The sequence below is a fragment of the Aliivibrio sifiae genome (assembly GCF_002954705.1).
Classification (GTDB): domain Bacteria; phylum Pseudomonadota; class Gammaproteobacteria; order Enterobacterales; family Vibrionaceae; genus Aliivibrio; species Aliivibrio sifiae_A.
Map to the genome: position 1 here is coordinate 2,469,338 of NZ_MSCO01000001.1, position 19,148 is coordinate 2,488,485.

At 39.5% G+C, this 19,148-nt stretch carries 18 protein-coding genes and 1 other RNA gene; 4 read left to right on the plus strand and 15 right to left on the minus strand.

Translation table 11 applies throughout. From position 1 onward, the window contains the following. Position 1 precedes the first annotated feature (1 nt). From BTO22_RS10945 to rsmI, 13 genes are all read right to left on the minus strand, one after another. Complete coding sequence (locus tag BTO22_RS10945) at positions 2-754, minus strand: cell division protein FtsQ/DivIB (RefSeq protein ID WP_258132542.1); 753 nt, start codon at positions 752-754, stop codon at positions 2-4. A gap of 229 nt (positions 755-983) precedes the next feature. After that, positions 984-2,447 carry a UDP-N-acetylmuramate--L-alanine ligase gene (murC, locus tag BTO22_RS10950; RefSeq protein ID WP_105055499.1) on the minus strand — a complete coding sequence of 488 codons (1,464 nt, stop codon included), beginning with the start codon at positions 2,445-2,447 and terminating at the stop codon, positions 984-986. 17 nt (positions 2,448-2,464) lie between these two features. Continuing rightward, entirely contained in the window at positions 2,465-3,529 is a 1,065-nt protein-coding gene (murG, locus tag BTO22_RS10955) for an undecaprenyldiphospho-muramoylpentapeptide beta-N-acetylglucosaminyltransferase (protein WP_105055500.1), read from the minus strand. Beyond that, positions 3,513-4,715, minus strand: coding sequence for a cell division protein FtsW (gene ftsW, locus BTO22_RS10960; RefSeq protein WP_105055501.1), 1,203 nt, complete (start codon positions 4,713-4,715; stop codon positions 3,513-3,515). The genes murG and ftsW overlap by 17 nt, the downstream gene beginning before the upstream one ends. A 2-nt stretch (positions 4,716-4,717) precedes the next feature. Continuing rightward, the gene (murD, locus tag BTO22_RS10965) at positions 4,718-6,043 is read right to left on the minus strand and encodes a UDP-N-acetylmuramoyl-L-alanine--D-glutamate ligase (RefSeq protein ID WP_105055502.1); all 1,326 of its coding nucleotides are present in this window, start codon (positions 6,041-6,043) and stop codon (positions 4,718-4,720) included. 1 nt (position 6,044) lies between these two features. Next, entirely contained in the window at positions 6,045-7,127 is a 1,083-nt protein-coding gene (gene mraY / locus BTO22_RS10970) for a phospho-N-acetylmuramoyl-pentapeptide-transferase (RefSeq protein ID WP_105055503.1), read from the minus strand. Continuing rightward, positions 7,127-8,485 carry a UDP-N-acetylmuramoyl-tripeptide--D-alanyl-D-alanine ligase gene (locus BTO22_RS10975; protein ID WP_105055504.1) on the minus strand — a complete coding sequence of 453 codons (1,359 nt, stop codon included), beginning with the start codon at positions 8,483-8,485 and terminating at the stop codon, positions 7,127-7,129. The genes mraY and BTO22_RS10975 overlap by 1 nt, the downstream gene beginning before the upstream one ends. Next, complete coding sequence (gene murE / locus BTO22_RS10980; RefSeq protein WP_105055505.1) at positions 8,482-9,963, minus strand: UDP-N-acetylmuramoyl-L-alanyl-D-glutamate--2,6-diaminopimelate ligase; 1,482 nt, start codon at positions 9,961-9,963, stop codon at positions 8,482-8,484. The genes BTO22_RS10975 and murE overlap by 4 nt, the downstream gene beginning before the upstream one ends. A 7-nt stretch (positions 9,964-9,970) precedes the next feature. After that, the gene (locus tag BTO22_RS10985) at positions 9,971-11,710 is read right to left on the minus strand and encodes a penicillin-binding transpeptidase domain-containing protein (protein ID WP_105055506.1); all 1,740 of its coding nucleotides are present in this window, start codon (positions 11,708-11,710) and stop codon (positions 9,971-9,973) included. Beyond that, positions 11,707-12,033 (minus strand): cell division protein FtsL, encoded by a 327-nt coding sequence (ftsL, locus tag BTO22_RS10990; protein WP_105055507.1) that lies wholly within the window; start codon positions 12,031-12,033, stop codon positions 11,707-11,709. Before ftsL ends, BTO22_RS10985 begins: the two co-directional genes overlap by 4 nt. Then, the gene (rsmH, locus tag BTO22_RS10995) at positions 12,030-12,980 is read right to left on the minus strand and encodes a 16S rRNA (cytosine(1402)-N(4))-methyltransferase RsmH (protein WP_105055508.1); all 951 of its coding nucleotides are present in this window, start codon (positions 12,978-12,980) and stop codon (positions 12,030-12,032) included. Before rsmH ends, ftsL begins: the two co-directional genes overlap by 4 nt. A 167-nt stretch (positions 12,981-13,147) precedes the next feature. Beyond that, an RNA gene (gene rnpB, locus BTO22_RS11000) (RNase P RNA component class A) lies at positions 13,148-13,554 on the minus strand. Between the two features lie 56 nt (positions 13,555-13,610). Then, positions 13,611-14,474 (minus strand): 16S rRNA (cytidine(1402)-2'-O)-methyltransferase, encoded by an 864-nt coding sequence (gene rsmI / locus BTO22_RS11005; RefSeq protein ID WP_181044597.1) that lies wholly within the window; start codon positions 14,472-14,474, stop codon positions 13,611-13,613. Between the two features lie 136 nt (positions 14,475-14,610). Here rsmI and BTO22_RS11010 point away from each other — a divergent pair, with 136 nt between their 5' ends. From BTO22_RS11010 to BTO22_RS11025, 4 genes are read left to right on the plus strand one after another with little or no spacing between them, the layout of a single operon-like run. Then, positions 14,611-16,422, plus strand: a complete 1,812-nt coding sequence (locus BTO22_RS11010; protein WP_105055510.1) for a penicillin-binding protein activator — start codon at positions 14,611-14,613, stop codon at positions 16,420-16,422. Next, positions 16,403-16,774 (plus strand): YraN family protein, encoded by a 372-nt coding sequence (locus tag BTO22_RS11015; protein ID WP_061005716.1) that lies wholly within the window; start codon positions 16,403-16,405, stop codon positions 16,772-16,774. Before BTO22_RS11010 ends, BTO22_RS11015 begins: the two co-directional genes overlap by 20 nt. Positions 16,775-16,777: 3 nt before the next feature. Next, entirely contained in the window at positions 16,778-17,368 is a 591-nt protein-coding gene (locus BTO22_RS11020) for a phosphoheptose isomerase (RefSeq protein WP_060994083.1), read from the plus strand. A 4-nt stretch (positions 17,369-17,372) separates the two neighbouring features. After that, positions 17,373-17,960 carry a BON domain-containing protein gene (locus BTO22_RS11025; RefSeq protein WP_105055511.1) on the plus strand — a complete coding sequence of 196 codons (588 nt, stop codon included), beginning with the start codon at positions 17,373-17,375 and terminating at the stop codon, positions 17,958-17,960. Positions 17,961-18,039: 79 nt separating this feature from the next. Here the strand turns inward: BTO22_RS11025 and sspB are convergent, their stop codons facing one another. Both sspB and sspA read right to left on the minus strand, forming a co-directional pair. Then, positions 18,040-18,501, minus strand: a complete 462-nt coding sequence (sspB, locus tag BTO22_RS11030) for a ClpXP protease specificity-enhancing factor (protein ID WP_060994081.1) — start codon at positions 18,499-18,501, stop codon at positions 18,040-18,042. After that, the gene (gene sspA / locus BTO22_RS11035) at positions 18,501-19,136 is read right to left on the minus strand and encodes a stringent starvation protein SspA (protein ID WP_060994080.1); all 636 of its coding nucleotides are present in this window, start codon (positions 19,134-19,136) and stop codon (positions 18,501-18,503) included. The genes sspB and sspA overlap by 1 nt, the downstream gene beginning before the upstream one ends. Between the last annotated feature and the right edge of the window lie 12 nt (positions 19,137-19,148).

Genomic DNA, 19,148 nt, shown 5'->3' on the forward strand with positions numbered 1-19,148 from the left:
GTCAATTCTCTTCTTTATCTTCTACATTGTCGGATTTCCATCCAACAGCTGCGCCAGTATCGTAACGAAGATCTATATAATCTATCGAATTCTTTTTCTTTTCTAACTGCTTATATAAAGCAATAAATCGTTCTATTCTTTCTTCTCGAGAATCACGACCCAACTCAAGTCGAATACCACTGTCTAAGACGACTTGCCAAGATAAGCGATCAGTTAATGCAACACTATGAACACTTGTATGTAATGGTGCAAATTGCTTTTGTAATTGATGCCAAAAATCCAAGACTTCTTTACTGCTATTTTCTGGACCAAATAATGCAGGTTTTGGCTCCATCAAATCAGTCATTGGTGCATTAAAAACAACACCTTCTGGATTCACGATTACTCGATCATTCCATGTTGCTTCAGGCTGATTCTCAACCACAAAGACCTTAATCGTTTCTGGCCATTGCTTTCTAACTGATACCTGAGCGATCCAAGGTAGTGATAACAATGCGTCTTGCAGTTTATTTACATCTTGAGTCATAAATGTCCCAATGGAATCCATTGAGTCAATCGCTTCACGAATATCATCCGCAGTAATATGCTTTAGCTGCCCTTGAATAATCATATGAGATAAAGGCAACCTGTCTTCATCTGTCATCCAACTTACTGTTGAAATAACTAGCCATAATGAAATGATTACGACTAAAAAAAGAAAAAGACCACCAGGCAGGTGTTTCCTTACTCCTTCTTTATCAAATGAAGTATTCATTTTGACCGTTTTTATCATATTATTTTCACAACAGTACTAGAAACTAACATCAACATTAACCAATTATACAAAATAATCGCCTTATGGTGACGTTAAAATGAATTCTACTAATAAGTATAGGGTGCAAAAACACTCTATTCCCAATCTCCAATAGCATATTATTAATACAATGAGGATTCTATCCCATTATTCGTATTTTTATTAGAAGTTCTAACTAATTAAACAATAATTACCCAAACTCTTTCATTGTTTCAATATTTAGTTTCATTGACGCCAGTTGTTTTGCTAGTTTACCAACATCTCCAGCACCTTGAGTCAAAACTAAGTCACCTTCTTGAATAATATTAGCTAATACTGGTGGTAATGCATCAATATTTGGAACAAAGATAGGATCAATCTTCCCTCTACCACGAATAGTTCTACATAATGCTCGCCCATCTGCACCTACAATCGGTGTTTCACCAGCCGAATAAACATCCAACATTATAAGCACATCAACATTATCTAGCACATTCGCAAAATCATCATAAAGATCACGAGTACGGCTATAACGGTGAGGTTGGAAGATCATCACTAAACGCTTTTCAGACCAACCAGCACGAGCAGCTTTAATTGTTACATCAACTTCTGTTGGATGGTGTCCATAATCGTCCACTAACATCGCATGACCATTACCGGTTTCAAATTCACCTAATTGATCAAAGCGGCGACCCGCTCCTTCAAAATTAAGTAATGCAGAAAGAATAGCACTGTCTTCAACATCTTCTTCTGTAGCAACAGCGATAGCTGCCGTTGCATTCAACGCATTATGCTTGCCAGGGATATTAAGAATAATGTCTAAATCAGCGCGATCTTTTCTTTGAACTGTAAAGAAGCTTTGTTGACCAACTTGACGGTAATTAATTAAACGTACGTCTGCGTCTTCTGAGAAACCATAAGTAATAACTTGACGGCTAACACGAGGAAGTAATTCTCTAACTACCTCATCATCAATACACATAATAGCTTGACCATAAAATGGCAAATTATGAAGAAAATCAATGAAGGTTTGTTTTAATACTTCAAAGTCACCGCCATAGGTATCCATGTGGTCAGCTTCGATATTAGTAACAATACTAACCATCGGTTGAAGGTGCAAAAATGAAGCATCGCTTTCATCAGCTTCTGCAATCAGAAAACGGCTAGAGCCTAAACGTGCATTAGTACCTGCATTTTTAACTAAACCACCATTTACAAATGTTGGGTCTAATCCTGCTTCTGAATAGATTTGAGTCGTTAATGCTGTTGTTGTTGTTTTGCCGTGTGTACCAGCAACAGCAATACCATGTCGGTAGCGCATCAGCTCTGCTAGCATTTCTGCACGACGAATAACAGGAATTCGGTTTTCTTTTGCTGCAACAATTTCAGGGTTTGTTGGATCAATTGCTGTAGATACAACGACTACACTGGCTTTTTCTACATTGCTAGCGTGGTGACCAAAGAATATTTTTGCACCTTTTTGAGCTAAACGCACCGTAACTGTATTCTCAGCCAGGTCTGAACCACTGATGTGATAACCTTCGTTTAATAACACTTCAGCTATCCCACTCATACCCGCACCGCCAATACCGACAAAGTGAATACATTCAACGCGGCGCATTTCAGGGATCATGGTTCTAATTTCAGCTAATTGCAATTTCTGTTCTTTTATCATTTTAAATCTCAATTCTTTTATTTTGCGAGTTCTTTTATCGCATTGGCAACGCGTACATCAGCATCGATAATTGCGGCTTTACGAGCATTACATGCCATTTCTAATAATTCTTTTCGCTCTAATCTATTAAGTGTAGCAACCAAACTCTGAACTGTTAAATCTTGTTGTTCAATCATTTGCGCTGCCCCACACTGTACAAGATGATCAGCATTTAATGCTTGTTGACGATCTTTATGCATAAAGGGAATAAACACACAACCAACGCCAGCGGCTGACACTTCAGATACCGTTAATGCACCTGAACGACATACCAATACATCGGCCCACGCATAAGCTTCAGCTACGTTATCAATAAACTCCGTTACGTTTGCATTTGTAATTCCATTATCACAATATGCTTGATTAACAGTCTCTTGATTTCCTTTACCTGCTTGATGCCAGATTTCAACAACGTGATTCAGCTTTGGTAATGCTTCTGGCAATGTCGTATTAAGAATACGGGCACCTTGACTGCCACCCATGATTAACACACGGATAGGACCGCTACGTTCAGCAAATCGTTCACTTGGATGAGGCAATCGGCATACATCTTCTCTTACTGGATTACCGACGACGTCTGCATTTGGAAACGCACCCGGAAACGCTTGAAATACACGTTTAGCAATTTTAGATAACCACTGATTGGTTAAGCCAGCAACGGCGTTTTGTTCATGTAATACAACCGGGATACCAGATAACCAAGCAGCAATGCCACCAGGACCACTTACATAACCACCCATGCCTAATACAACATCTGGCTGCCATGCTTGAATGTGTTTCTTTGCTTGGAAAATCGCACCTAAAATTTGAAAAGGTGCGGCCAGTAGTTTCTTAATACCTTGACCACGCAACCCTTTTACTTTGATAAAATCAATTTCAATACCATGCTTTGGTACTAAATCCGCTTCCATTCTATCTTCTGTACCTAACCAACGAATTTCCCAGCCTTCATTCTGTAGTTGTTTTGCTACTGCTAACCCTGGAAATACGTGACCGCCAGTACCACCAGCCATCACTAATAAACGTTTATTTCTGTTCTTCATTTTCGCTCCGTGGAGGCTCGTTTTCTAAAAAAATACGACACTCATGATCAATACGAATAAGGAGAGATACTGCGACTGACATGATAATTAAACTGGAACCACCATAACTAATCAGTGGTAATGTCAGCCCTTTTGTTGGAACAATACCTGCAGCAGCACCAACGTTAACTAAAGTTTGGAAGGCAAACCAAATACCAATACCAAACGCTAAAAAACCACCAAAACGCTGGTCATGTTGCAAACATTTTCGGCCAATAAACAGAGCTTTTAATACCAAAGAAAATATCAAAATAAGGACTAAAGATACCCCTATGAATCCTAATTCTTCTGCAACAACAGCAAACACAAAGTCGGTATGAGCTTCAGGTAAGTACTCTAATTTTTGAATTGAATTACCAAGACCTTCCCCAAGCCAACTTCCTCGACCAAACGCCATAAGAGACTGTGTTAATTGGTAACCACTACCAAATGGATCTTGCCATGGGTCTAGGAAGGAGGTCACTCGACGCATACGATAAGGTTCAGCAATAATCAGAACTATAACGAGTGAAATACCACTCATCACCAACGCTATGAACTGCCATAATTTAGCGCCAGCAATAAATAACATACCGATAGTCGTAACAAACATTACGATAGTTGTACCTAAGTCTGGTTGTAATAATAAGAAAAAAGCAAGACCAATAAGCACGACTAAGGGTTTAACAAATCCTTTAAAACTATCTCTTACTTCGCCATGGCGACGAACAAGATAACCAGAGATAAATACAAATAAAGAGAGTTTTGCAACTTCTGCTGGTTGTAAGTTAAAGATCCCTAACGGCAGCCAACGTGCTGCACCGTTTACCGATTTACCGATAACTAAAACAGCAGCGAGTAATAAAAAAGAAATCAACAATAGGTGACTACTGTATTTCAACCAGGTATCCAATTTTATACGTAATACAATAGAGGAAGCTCCAAGTGCTAAGCAGACAAATAGCATATGACGCATCATAAAATGGAATGGCTGCCCAGTCAGGCGAGTACTGATTGGAAATGATGCAGAACCAACCATAACAAGGCCAGTTAACATTAATCCTAAAGCAATCCAGATTAACTGGCGATCAAACATCACTTTAGGGGATGGTGTCAAACACCAATCCTGAGCTGATAATGTCCATTTTTTAATGCGGTCAAATATCAAAATTAACTCTCAGTTGAATACTGTCTTGCTAGTTGAGTGAATGCATCACCTCTAGCCATAAAATTTGCATACTGGTCAAAACTAGCACACGCAGGAGATAACATAACCATATCTCCTTCGGTTAAGGTAGGAAATAGAATATCTATAGCTTCATCCATTGTTTGGCATTGCAGAGAACGAGGGTCTAAAGAAAGAAACTGCTCACCATCCTCACCAAAACAATACATCATTAAGTTCAAATCATGTAATGCAGGAGATAACTCAGAAAAATCTGCGCCTTTACCTACACCACCAACTAACAAATGCAATTTACCATCAATCTTTAGACCAGATAACGCAGCAAGCGTACTTGCAACATTTGTAGCTTTTGAGTCATTGACCCAACGAATACCTTTATTATCAGCTACCACTTGGCATCGATGTGTCAACCCATTGTAAGTTCTTAATATTTCTAATGCTGAAGCAATTTTAATTCCTACGGCATCTAGTAATGCAATCGCAACTAAACTATTCGCAATATTATGTTTACCAACAAGTCCTAATTCACTCGCAGCAATGATAGGTGTTGAGTTAATCGCTAAATAATTAACCCCATTTTGAATAACACAACCATAGTTACCTTCATCAAAACCAAAACTTTTTACTGGTTTTTCTTTGGTCTCTGGGTGCGTTTCTTTGTCATCACGGTTAACAATACATACGTCTGCATTATCAAAAATACGCAACTTTGCTTGACGATAATCAGCCATACCTTGATATCTATCCATATGGTCTTCGGATAAATTCAAGAATGCAGCTGCTTTTAAGTTTAACGATGAAGTTGTTTCTAATTGAAAACTGGATAGCTCAAGTACATAAAGCTCTGCGTCTTGTTCTAATAGATCAAGCGCAGCAAAACCTATGTTGCCACCAACAGCTGTTTTAACGCCAGCAGCATTCGCCATTTCACTAGTTAAGTCAGTGACTGTACTTTTACCATTAGACCCTGTAATTGCAATCACAGGAGCAGTTACTGCCCAAGCAAAAAGTTCGATATCACCAACAATTGGCGTACCCTTTTTAATCGCTGGCTGCAATTGAGGAGAAGCAAGAGCAATACCAGGATTGGTAACAATGAGATCCGCTTCTAAGAGCCACTCTTGTTGCCAACCACCTGAATATAACTCAACATTCTCAGGAAGTTGTTCTTGGCCTGGTGGCGTTTCACGAGTATCAATAACTTTGACTATTAACGCTTCTGGTTGTCTAAGTAAATGCTTAACAACAGATAATCCTGTCATTCCTAACCCAACGACAACAACGCTTTTCACACCACCAAAACCAGTCATATTAACGTACCTTCAACGTCGCTAATGCAATAAGAACCAATAACATAGAAATAATCCAGAAACGTACAATAACACGAGGCTCTGGCCAACCTTTTAATTCGTAATGATGATGAATTGGTGCCATACGGAAAATACGTTGTCCACGTAATTTGTATGAACCAACCTGTAAGATTACCGATAATGTTTCAACAACAAATACACCACCCATGATCACTAATAAGAACTCTTGTCGAACTAATACCGCAATCGTACCTAATGCTCCACCGAGTGCTAATGAACCTACATCGCCCATGAATACTTGCGCAGGGTAAGTGTTAAACCATAAGAAACCAAAACCAGCACCAACAATAGCTGCACACACAACAACCAACTCACTTGCTTGTGGAATATGTGGAATATGTAGGTAATTCGCAAATTGCACATTACCTGTTGCCCATGCAATAAAGGCAAAACCTGCTGCAACGAATACCGTAGGCATAATAGCTAAACCATCTAAACCATCTGTTAGGTTTACAGCATTACTTGTACCCACAATAACGAAATAAGTCAGAAGGATATAAGCAAGACCAAGTTGAGGCATTATTTCTTTAAAGAAAGGAACGACTAACTGTGTTGCTGCCGTATCTTTGCCGTAAGCATATAAAGCAAAAGCAACCACTAACGCAATTGCTGACTGCCAAAAATACTTCCAACGAGCAATCAAACCATCAGTATTTTTACGAACAACTTTACGATAATCATCAACAAAACCGACCGCTCCATAACCTAGCAATACAAACATAACTGCCCATACATAAGGGTTAGTAAGGTCTGCCCACAAAAATACAGTCGCTGTAATCGCAGTAAGAATCATGATACCGCCCATTGTTGGCGTACCACGCTTACTAAAATGTGACTCAGGACCATCATCACGAACTACTTGACCTATTTGTAGGTTCTGTAACCATCGAATTAATTTTGGTCCCATCCATAGCGAAATAGATAATGCAGTGATAATACTTAAAATAGCTCGAAAACTAAGGTATTCGAATAAACGAAAAAACGGGAAATATTGCTCTAGAAAGTTAGATAACCAGATAATCATTACTGACACTCCTTAAGAGCAGAAACCACTTCGCTCATACGTGAACTATTGGCACCTTTTACTAACACGGTAACCTCATTATTTTTAATTAATTGTAATTCTTTCAGTAAGTATTTATTTAAAGCATTACGAGTTTCAAAATGGTGACCATTGCATAATTCACTGATCACTTTGGTATCGTCACCAAAAGTAAGTACTTGCTCGAATTGATATGGGGCAGCATATTCACCAACTTCTCGGTGAAGTGCAAGGCTTTCTTCGCCAAGCTCAGCCATATTACCTAAAACAAGCCAACGCTGAGCATTAAACTCACCAAGGAGATCGATTGCGGCTTTAACTGCTGGAACACTGGCATTGTAAGTATCGTCAATAACTTTCAAACCTGACGCTAACACCTCAACAGCCACTCGGCCTTTGACGTTATTTAGCCCTTGGAGCCCTTGTTGAATATCTTTTAATGAACAATTTGCTTGAAGTGCTAATGCAGTCGCAGCAACCGCATTTGCAATATTGTGCTTGCCAATAACAGCCAGAGATACGCTAATACCACCAATCGGAGTATTCAGCATGAAAGTTGACTCACCAATAGAGTTCACCTCAATATTTGATGCATAAAAGTCTGCTGTAACATTATCCATAGAGAAAGATAATACCGTCTTACCATCAAATAATGATGACCACTCTGGTAAGCCATTACTTTCTAAATTGTAAATAGCAACGCCATCTTCTTGTAAACCTTCAAAGATCTCACCTTTAGCCTTCGCAACTCCTTTTAAAGAGCCAAAACCTTCTAAATGTGCAGCTGCAACATTGTTTACTAATGCGACATTTGGGCGAGCTAATTGAGTCGTATATGAAATTTCGTTTTGATGGTTAGCGCCTAACTCGATAACAGCAAAATCATCACTTGGACGAGATCGTAATAACGTCAGCGGTACACCAATTTCGTTATTAAAATTTCCGGCAGTAGCTAATACATTACCAGAACGCTGTAAGATCGAAGCCAGCATTTCCTTAACTGTTGTTTTGCCACAACTCCCTGTTAATGCGAACGTAAAGGTATCACATTGCTTATGAGCATTAGCTGCAATCAAACCAAGTGCCTTTTGTGTATTTTTAACAATAACTTGAGGTAGTTCACTGTCTAATTGACGAGAAACAAGAAGCGCAACAGCACCTTGCTCTTGAGCTGTCTTTGCAAAATTATGAGCATCAAAACGCTCACCAATTAATGCAACGAAAAGTCCATTTTCATCTATATTTCGACTGTCTGTAGATACCGATACAACTTGGCAGTCTGTACCTATTAGCTGACCGTCGCATAGTGCCACAATCTGATTTAATGTCATTTCTATCATGATAGTAGTCCTAATAATGTCTGTGCACTTTCACGATCTGAGTAGTGAATAGTGTTATTAGCAAGCACTTGATAGTCTTCATGCCCTTTGCCTGCTAGCAAAATAATATCGTTTTCTCTTGCTTGAGATAACGCATACTTACAAGCTTCGAAGCGATCATGGATAACTTTTACAGCTTCTGGTTTATTTAATCCTGCTAACATATCTTTAATTATTAAACTTGGTTCTTCAGAGCGAGGATTGTCATCACTTAGAATAATAACATCAGCTTGCTGCTCAGCAATACTGGCCATCATTGGTCGCTTACCTGTATCTCTATCGCCACCACAACCAAAAATACACCAAAGCTGACCTTCACAATGTACTCGTAACGCTTGTAATGCCTTATCAAGAGCATCTGGTGTATGAGCATAATCAACAACAACTTTCGCCTTTCCTGTTGCTGTAAATAACTCCATTCGTCCGATAACGGCTGTTAATTTAGGGGCTGTTTTTTCTAGAGAATGAATGTCATAACCTAGAGAAAGTAGAGTTGCACAAGCGACAAGCACGTTGCTCGCATTAAATGCACCGATTAACGGAACAGATAAATCAGCCTTTCCCCAATCGGAATCAAGGGATAGCTGAATCCCCTCAGAAGAATAAGCGACAGAGGTAGCAAAAACTTTTTTACCAGAATGATTTTCAACACTTTCTTCATTTAAGGACACTGCAATCGCATAAGGAATCTCTTTTAACCAAGAAGCACCAACGATATCATCTGCATTGATAATTGAATATTTAGGATGATGGGAGGTAAAGAGTAACTTCTTAGCTTCAGCGTAGTTGACCATATCACCATGATAATCCAAATGGTCACGGCTTAAATTGGTAAATACAGCAGCATCAAAGTTCAGTGCGTTTACTCGTCCTTGCACCAACCCATGAGAAGAGATCTCTAATGCGGTTAATTCAGCACCAACCCCCTCAAGCTCACTTAATGTTTGCTGAATTTCAATAGGGCTACCAGTCGTATTTAATGCTGGTTTTAAATCCGATAATAAACCGTTGCCAGTGGTTCCCATAACGCCTGCAGGGGTATCCAATAGGGTTGCCCATTGTGCAATAATTTGAGAAATGGTTGTTTTACCATTACTGCCAGTAATACCGACTAGTTTCATTTTTCGCTTATCAGCTTGATAAAAGCGACCAGCAAGCGCACTTAATTCTATTGATAACTCATTAATATATATAATAGGTACTTGATCAACGTAATTAATCGTACCTTCAATATTAAGTTCATCACTTTGGGCTAAAACCGCTGAAGCACCACTCTCAATCGCAGTAGAAATAAACTGTCGACCATCAATAGCGTGACCTTTAATTGCAACAAATAGACTACCAACAGATACTTGGCGACTGTCCAATGTTATGGATGATATTTCAACGGTTTGATTTAATTCACACCAAGGTAATACTAATTCAGATAACTGCATCATCCCTTTCCTAATTCAATACATCGATATGTTTTACGGTACTTTCGTCTGGCGCTACATTTAGTATTTGTAGTGCATCTTTCATTACTTGACCAAAAATCGGCGCCGCAACTTGACCTGCATAATACTCATCGCCTTGCGGTTGGTTAACAATGGTAACTAATGCAATTCTAGGATTACTCACAGGAGCAACGCCCGCCGTAACCGTCATATATTCATCACTATAACCACCACGAACCGCTTTACGAGACGTACCCGTTTTCGCCGCCACTCGATACCCAGGAACGGCAGCCTTAGTTGCTGTACCGCCAGGTTGAGTTACGGTTTCCATCATTTCTAATACGGCTTTAGCATGTTGACGATTAACCACTTGCTTACCGGGTGTCGGTCCTGTGGTTTTTAAAATAGATAACGGACGATACTCTCCATAAGCACCTAGCGTGGCATATGCGTGAGCTAATTGAATAGGAGTAACAGAAAGACCATATCCAAAGGCTAATGTAGCGATTTCAAAATCAGACCAACGACGACGATCAGGGAAAATTCCTGTAGCCTCGCCGATAAGATTCAGCCCTGATGGATCAGCAAGGCCAACAGCGCTGTATTCACCTAAAAGTTCTTGTAAAGGCATACCGAGAGCCAGATGAGCAACACCTATGTTACTTGATTTCTTTAATATCGTAGTTAAATCGGCTTTACCTACTTTAGAACTATCACGAACACGACTACCACCAATTCGCATAATGCCATTGCCCGTATCTACGATGGTATTTAAATTTGCAGTCCCACCATCTAGAGCGGCTAATACGACAAAAGGCTTAACCGTTGAGCCTGGTTCTAACGTATCGGTAATCACTCGATTTCGCATTCTAAAGCTTTGTAATTGGCTTCTGTCATTTGGGTTATACGATGGTGCATTCACCATAGCTAACACTTCACCAGTTTTAATATCGATCATAACAACAGAGCCTGACATGGCACGATAATCTGCAACAGCTTGTTTAATAGATCGGTAAGCAATCGCTTGTAAGCGCTGATCAATACTAAGAGTAAGCGGTTTACCTTCTTGCTTTTCTTTTAGCGAAATATTCTCAACCACTCGCCCATAACGATCCTTTCGTACAGTTCGTCGACCTGGCTCACCAGTTAACCATCCATCATAACTGCTTTCAATGCCTTCTAAACCATGACTATCAATCCCCGTTACACCAATAACATGAGCACTGATCTCACCAGTTGGATAGTAACGACGAGATTCCGCTTTCAGACCAATGCCTGATAATTTTAATTTGCGAATATAAGAGGCAACTGCTGGCGAGATTTGACGTTGAAGATAAATAAAACGACGTTTTTTATTTTTCTCAATTTTACTCAATAGCTCTTTACGTTTGAGACCTAACACATCAGCTAAAGCATACCAACGTTCGACTTCAACCAAACCTCCTGCTTTATAAATGGCAACAGGATCAGCCCAAACCGCATCAACAGGAACACTCACAGCTAGTTGTTCGTCATTTCGATCTGAAATAATGCCACGAGCAGAAGGAAGGGATTTAACTCGAATTGAACGCATATCACCTTGCTTAATCAAGTTATCAGGTTCAATAACTTGGATATAAGCAGCCCTTGCAATTAGGATAGCTAATGCGACAAAAACAAAGAAAACAATAACGCCAAAGCGCCACTGAATAAGAGTCGGCGGCGCTTTGGTGATTCGTTTATTATTTTTTTTTCTATTTGGTAATTTCATCGTAGTTTAATTATGACTTCTTTATCCGGTGCCGGTCGTTCCATATTCAGTTCATCAACAGAGCGAGACTGCACTCTACTGTGTTCCGCTAATGCACTTTCTTCTAAAATCAAATTACGCCATTCACCATCTAAAATGTCTTTTTCAAGTAACAAATTCTCTCGTTTAACAGCCATTTGACGGGTATTGTGTGTAGCTAAAACAACACAAATAGCACTAAAAAATATGCATATTAATAAGATAGTATGAAACCGACCTACACCAAAAAGGTCTAGGCCAATCATTTTTGTTAAATTAGACTGTGGTGAGGTATTTTGACTCATAAGCGCTCAGCGATACGCAATACAGAGCTGCGTGAACGAACATTAACGTCAACTTCATTATCGGTGGGTTTAATTGCTTTACCAACAGCTTTCATTTTTGCGCTGCCTAACGCTTTAATTTGCGCTTCTGTTAATGGTAAACCATGAGGAACTTGTGGCCCTCGACTTTCTTTACGAATGAAATGCTTAACCATACGATCTTCCAATGAATGGAAACTGATTACTGATAAGCGACCGCCAGGAGAAAAAACATCAAGGGCACCATTTAACGCGGTATCAATCTCATCCAACTCACTATTAATATAAATACGGAAAGCTTGGAAAGTACGTGTTGCTGGGTGTTTTTTTTCTTTATAGCTCTTAGGAGCAACATCTGAAATTAATTTAGCTAATTGGCTTGTGCGTGTTAACGGCTCGTTTTCTTCATTCTCACGATAAGCAACAATAGCTTTTGCAATGCGCCACGCGTGCTTATCTTCACCAAATTCACGAATAACCCACGTAATATCTTCCACATCAGCATCCAGTAACCACTGAGATACAGGCATACCTGATGTCGGGTCCATTCGCATATCCAAAGGACCGTCTTTCATAAAACTAAAGCCACGGTCAGCATCATCTAATTGAGGAGACGACACACCTAAATCAAGCAGAACACCATCAATCTGACCAACTAAATCTAACTCTTCAATATATTGTTTTAAACCTGAGAATGGACCATGAATAATATTGAATCGAGGATCAGTAATTGTTTTCGCTTCAGCTATCGCTTGAGGATCTCGGTCAATACTGTACAAACGTCCGTTTTCACCTAATCGCGATAAAATTTGACGACTGTGACCACCACGACCAAAAGTACCATCAATATAGATACCATCAGGTTTAATAGCTAAGCCATCAATAGATTCATGAAGAAGAACGGATACGTGTTGAAATTGTTCAGACATAGTGAGTATTTACTACCGTAATTATGAGAATAAGCGACTGAATTTTAGTTGGAAGTGTAAACTAAAAATGCAGAGATGTGTGTCAAATTAGTGATAATTCTAAACCAATGTAGCAGAAAGCACAAAGCCCACCATAACACTACCGAAATAGTACTATGGTGGGCTAAGTTAGGAGCCGACATATAAGCCGGGTTCTGTCCCGCTTGCGCGGTGGTAACCATTCGTCTAGGCCTGCAATCGCTCACAGGCTCAAGCAATCTACCCGCCCCCAAACACGAGCAATGCTATGTGAGGGCCTATTTGATCTTGCTCCGGGTGGAGTTTACCTTGCAACGCACTATTACTAGACGCCCGGTGCGCTCTTACCGCACCCTTTCACCCTTACCTGTGCTTACTTCCTATTCCGAAGAATAAAGAAGATTAAGCCATCGGCGGTTTTCTCTCTGCTGCACTTGTCGTAGGCTTGCGCCCCCCAGGCGTTACCTGGCACCCTGCTCTATGGAGCCCGGACTTTCCTCCCCTTCATCAGTCTCCCGAAGGACATCAATGAAGCAGCGATTACCGAGTCAGCTCCTGACGCGAATGATATAAGAGTCAGTTATAAGTTACCACCTCTTTTTAGCAATTATCTTAATCTAAATGCTCTAAACCCCATTTATATAGGGCATTTTTCTTCACACCATGAATTTCAGCGGCCATTGCTGCTGCTTTTTTAAGCGGAAGTTCTTTTACTAGAATAGAAACTGAGCGTGTCGCTTCAAATAGAAGCTCATCTTTTTCTTCACTTCTGAAGCCATGAATTAATAAAACCATTTCTCCACGCTTACGATTTGAATCTTCTTTTATCCACTCGATCAATTCGCCTAGCGGTGCGCCATAAATCGTTTCATAGGTTTTAGTTAACTCTCGAGCCAAAACCACTTGTCTTTCAGCACCAAGAACCGTCAACATATCTTCTAATGAATCCATAATACGATGTGGCGACTCATAAAAAATACACGTACGTTCTGCTTGTGCTATTTCTTCAAATTTATCACGACGACCTTTACTTTTTGGCGGTAAAAACCCTTCAAAGCTAAAACGATCAGAAGGTAAACCTGCCGCTGATAATGCTGTTATAACAGCACAAGCACCAGGTAATGGCACAACATTGACATTTGCTTGACGACAACGGTTCACCAAATGGTAACCTGGATCACTAATTAATGGAGTTCCCGCATCTGAGACAAGGGCAATAGATTTACCTTGTTGTAATTTACTGATCAACAGGTCTGCTTTATGCTGTTCGTTATGATCATGTAATGCAAATGTTTGACTAGAAATACCAAAGTGAGACAATAATTTGCCTGTATGTCGAGTATCTTCAGCAGCAATTAAATCAACGGACTTTAAAACTTCCAAAGCTCGTTGCGTTATATCTCCTAAATTACCGATTGGTGTAGGAACAATGTACAAAGTTGCAGTCTCTACCACAGATAAATTGTGATCTGTCATTTGTTTACTATCTCTTCTGCGATTAATATAGGGAATATGAGTAGACATCACTATAATGAAAATAATATTTTAGCTGTTCGGGTGATTAGCATCCATAGTAACAACAGCCCTTTTTAGTAGGACCAGTATATTACCCATGGCAAATATGACCCTTAGAAAGAACAGTGTAACACGCCTTATAGCTCCTGTAGCCTTAGCGCTAACATTAGCTGCATGTTCAAGTTCACCAAAAGCACCTGAACGTCTCGATATTACACAATCACCATCAGAAACTAGCTCTGCATACATTTTAAAAGCGGATAAAAAACAAAGTACGCTTCAAGCTGATTTCCTGATCATGGGATTAAAAGCATCAGTGCAAGAACAAAATTTTGAGCTAGCAAATAAATTACTGACGCGATTAGCAGGCTTGCAACTGTCTCCCTCTCAAACAGCTGAAGTTCAATTAAGCCGAGCAACAATGCTTAAAACACAGAATAAGTACGAAGAAGCTCTTCAAGTTCTTAACTTTCAAGCATGGTGGAAAGTTGAAGACAGCCAATGGATTCAATACTACAAGTTACGCCATGAATTATACTTATTTAACGGCGATAACCTTAATGCAGCAAGAGAATTAATTAACCTTGACCGCTATACTCCAGAGGATCAAAAGCAACAATTATGGTCTCAAGTTTGGACAAATATATCGTCATTAAACACTGTAAACCTTCAAGATATTAAATTAGATGATAACGAAATCATTTTGCATGGCTGGGTTCAATTAGCGACATACCTTGATACTCTAAAGCGCTCTCCAACTCGTCTTCAAGAAGCATTAAATGAATGGTTATTAGCTAATCCAGCTCATCCTGCCGCGATTTACACCCCACAAGAAGTTCTAGATATCCTTGCGGTTGAAATTACTCGCCCTGAAAATGTTGCGTTACTTTTACCTCTATCAGGGCGCTTTGGTCCTCAAGGTATTCGTGTCCGTGATGGCTTCATCAATATGATGATGGAAGATAAAGAACGTGGTGAATTTACAACTCTAAAAATCATTGATACTGAAATCACATCGATGGAAGATATCATAGCTACCTTAGAGCAAGAAAAAATTCAATTTGTTGTCGGTCCTTTAGTTCGCAGCAAAATAGAAGAATTTCAGTCATTAAATAACTCAAACATAGCTCAACTTGCTCTTAATATTCCAAGTGACATTGATGTAGATAAAAACAGCTGTTATTTCACTCTATCTCCAGAGCAAGAGGCTGAACAGGCTGCGATCCATCTTTTTAAACAAGGTCATAAACATCCATTATTTCTCGCACCACAAGGAACAATGGGTGAACGCCTAAGCGAAGCATTCAGTGATAAATGGTACCAATTAACAGCCAAAAAGCCGTCTATAAGTTATTTTGGTTCAAAATCGCAACTACAACAAAAAGTGAATAGCGTATTTGGTATTGAAAGTAGCCAAGCTCGAATTTACCAAATGAATGCATTAGCAGGGATGGAATTAGAGTCTCAGCCACGCAGCCGTCGAGATATTGATGCTGTTTATATGGTAGCAAAAAGCAGTGAACTGGTATTACTCAAACCATTCATCGATGTAGCGATAAATCCAGGAATTACACCGCCAAAACTTTACGCTAGCTCACGAAGTAACAGCGGACGCCAAACTCAATTAGTCGAAATTCATGGCATTGAATTTAGTGATATCCCACTACTAATAAATGAAGATAATAGTTTCAAAAATCAATACGATGAACTTTGGCCAAAAAGCAGTAATGGCGAAACTCGACTTCATGCACTTGGTATGGACGCCTACCAATTGATCACTGAACTACCACAAATGAAAGCAGTAGATAACTATGAAATGGATGGTAAAACAGGTGAACTCAGCATTAATAAAGAGTGCGTAATTCAACGACAAATGAGCTGGGCTATTCATGGAGAGAAATCAGAATAAGCGAGCAAAAGGTGAATATTATGAGTTGGTGGCTCAGCGTCATCTAGAGCAACACCAACTTATATTCATTGCTCGAAATTTCCATTCTAAAACAGGGGAACTCGATCTTATTATGCGAGATCGAGATACCTTCGTCTTTGTCGAAGTTAAATATCGCACATCTTCAAATTACGGTTCTGCTCAAGAAATGGTAACATGGCAGAAACAGCGCAAATTACAACGAACAGCTCTCTTTTGGCTCATGAAAAATGGGCTCTCTGTTGAACATACATCTTTTAGATTTGATGTAGTTGCTATCCACTCTCAAGGTAAGGAAATCAACTGGATCAAAAATGCAATTGTTGAAGGGTAAACAATGCTAGAACACATCAAAGAAAGCTTTACTGAAAGTATTCAAATTCAAATCGCGGCGGCAGAAGCGCTTCCTGATCATATTATGCATGCTTCTCAAGCAATGGTGGCAACTTTATTAAATGGCAATAAGATTTTATGTTGCGGTAATGGTGGTTCAGCATCAAATGCACAGCAATTCGCATCATGTTTATTAAATCGCTTTGAAACGGAGCGACCTAGCTTACCAGCAATGGCACTAACCGCAGACACTTCGACACTGACAGCAATCGCCAATGATTATAACTACGATGAAATTTTCTCTAAGCAAGTAAGAGCGTTAGGCCAACCTGGTGATATCTTACTTGTCTTATCGACAAGTGGAAACAGTCAAGATATCCTAAAGGCAATGGAAGCAGCGGTAAGTCGTGATATGACTATTATCGCCCTCACTGGCATGGACGGGGGCGTAATGGCTGGTCTATTAGGTGAATCTGATGTAGAGATCCGGATCCCTTCTCATCGAGTCGCTCGTATCCAGGAGGTTCACCTTTTAACTTTACATTGTATTTGCGATCTTGTTGATCAAGTTCTCTTCCCACAACATTCTGAGTAATCATATGAAATTAGTTAGATTAAGTGCGCTTTTACTTTCTGCCGCTTTATTACAAGGGTGTGCTGGTTTATTTATTGCAGGGGCAGCAACAACTGCTTCCGTAGTAACAGACAACCGCTCAATGAAAGAACAGTTGTCAGATAAAAACCGATCATTAGAAGCAACAGGCTTAGCGAACAAATCTCCTTATCAATATAATATGCGAGTCAACGCTATTTCCTATGATGGTAAAATACTTTTAATGGGACAAGCTAAAGATGCTCAAATAAATCAAAAATTTGAGAAGCAAATTAAAGCAATGAATGGGGTTAATATTGTTTATAACCAAATTCGAATTCGTCCTTTGTTAACCTTTACACAAGTGAATAACGACAGTTGGATTACCACAAAGGTAAAATCATCTTTACTTGCTAAATCTGAATTAAATGGCATTAAGGTTAGTGTATTTACCGAGGCCCAAGAAGTCTTCTTAGTGGGATTTGTGACAGAAGAGCAAGGTGACATTGCTGCAGATATCGCTCGTAATATCAAAGGAGTCAAAGGTGTAATAAAAGCCTTTGAATATGGCCAAGGTGGCAGTGTAGAAAAATAATATCTTTAAATAAGATAGAACAAATAAAAAAGCCTGCGTAATGCAGGCTTTTTAATACAATTAATTTAATAGCATCATACTATTTAACTACTCGTAAACTTGGACGACCAGTAGGACGTGGTGACTCAGGTTTATCTTCTGATGAAGGATGTTGTTCTGAAACTGAACTTAATGTCTCTTCTTCAAAAATGCCTTCATCAGATGTTAATTCATAAGCCTCTTCAGGTTCAAACATAGTTCCAGCGCCATTCTCACGGGCATAGATAGCTTGAATAGCATAAAGAGGTAGAATTAATGAGTGTGGACGACCACCGAAGCGAGCATTAAATGTTACCGCTTCATTACCCATTTCTAGATTACCAACAGAGTGCGGTGCTACGTTTAAAACGATTTGACCATCTTGAACAAACTCTTCTGGTACTCGAACACCGTTCATTGTTGCATCAACAACAAGATGAGGCGTTAACTCATTATCTACAATCCATTCATAGAAAGCTCGTAATAAGTATGGGCGACGCGGCATCATTGAACTCATATCCATTAGTTAGTTAAACGCAGTTCACGCTCAGCTTCTGTTAACGAAGCTAGGAATGAATCACGTTCAAATACACGGCTCATATAAACTTTAAGTTCTTTTGCACCAGGACCTGATAATTCAATTCCCATTGATGGCAAACGCCATAATAACGGAGCTAAATAACAGTCAACTAGGCTAAACTCATCACTCATAAAGTAAGTATATTCAGCAAAAATTGGACCTAACATTAATAAGTCATTGCGCAGTTTTGCACGAGCCGCTTCAGCTTCTTCAAAAGAACCACCTTCAACAATCTTCGCTAATGAATACCAGTTAGTTTCAACACGGTGCATCATTAGACGGCTGTTACCACGAGCGACAGGGTAAACAGGCATCAATGGCGGATGAGGAAAACGCTCATCTAAATATTCCATGATGATATTTGAGTTGTATAAAGCAAGCTCACGATCAACTAGTGTAGGTACAGTTTTGTAAGGGTTTAATTCTACAAGTTCTGCAGGTAAGTTGGATGGTTCAACCAATTCAACTTCAACACTTACTCCTTTCTCAGCAAGTACAATACGTACTTGATGACTGTACATGTCAGAAGCGTCTGAAAAAAGCGTCATTACTGAGCGTTTGTTGGCAGCAACAGCCATTGAGCCCTCCGG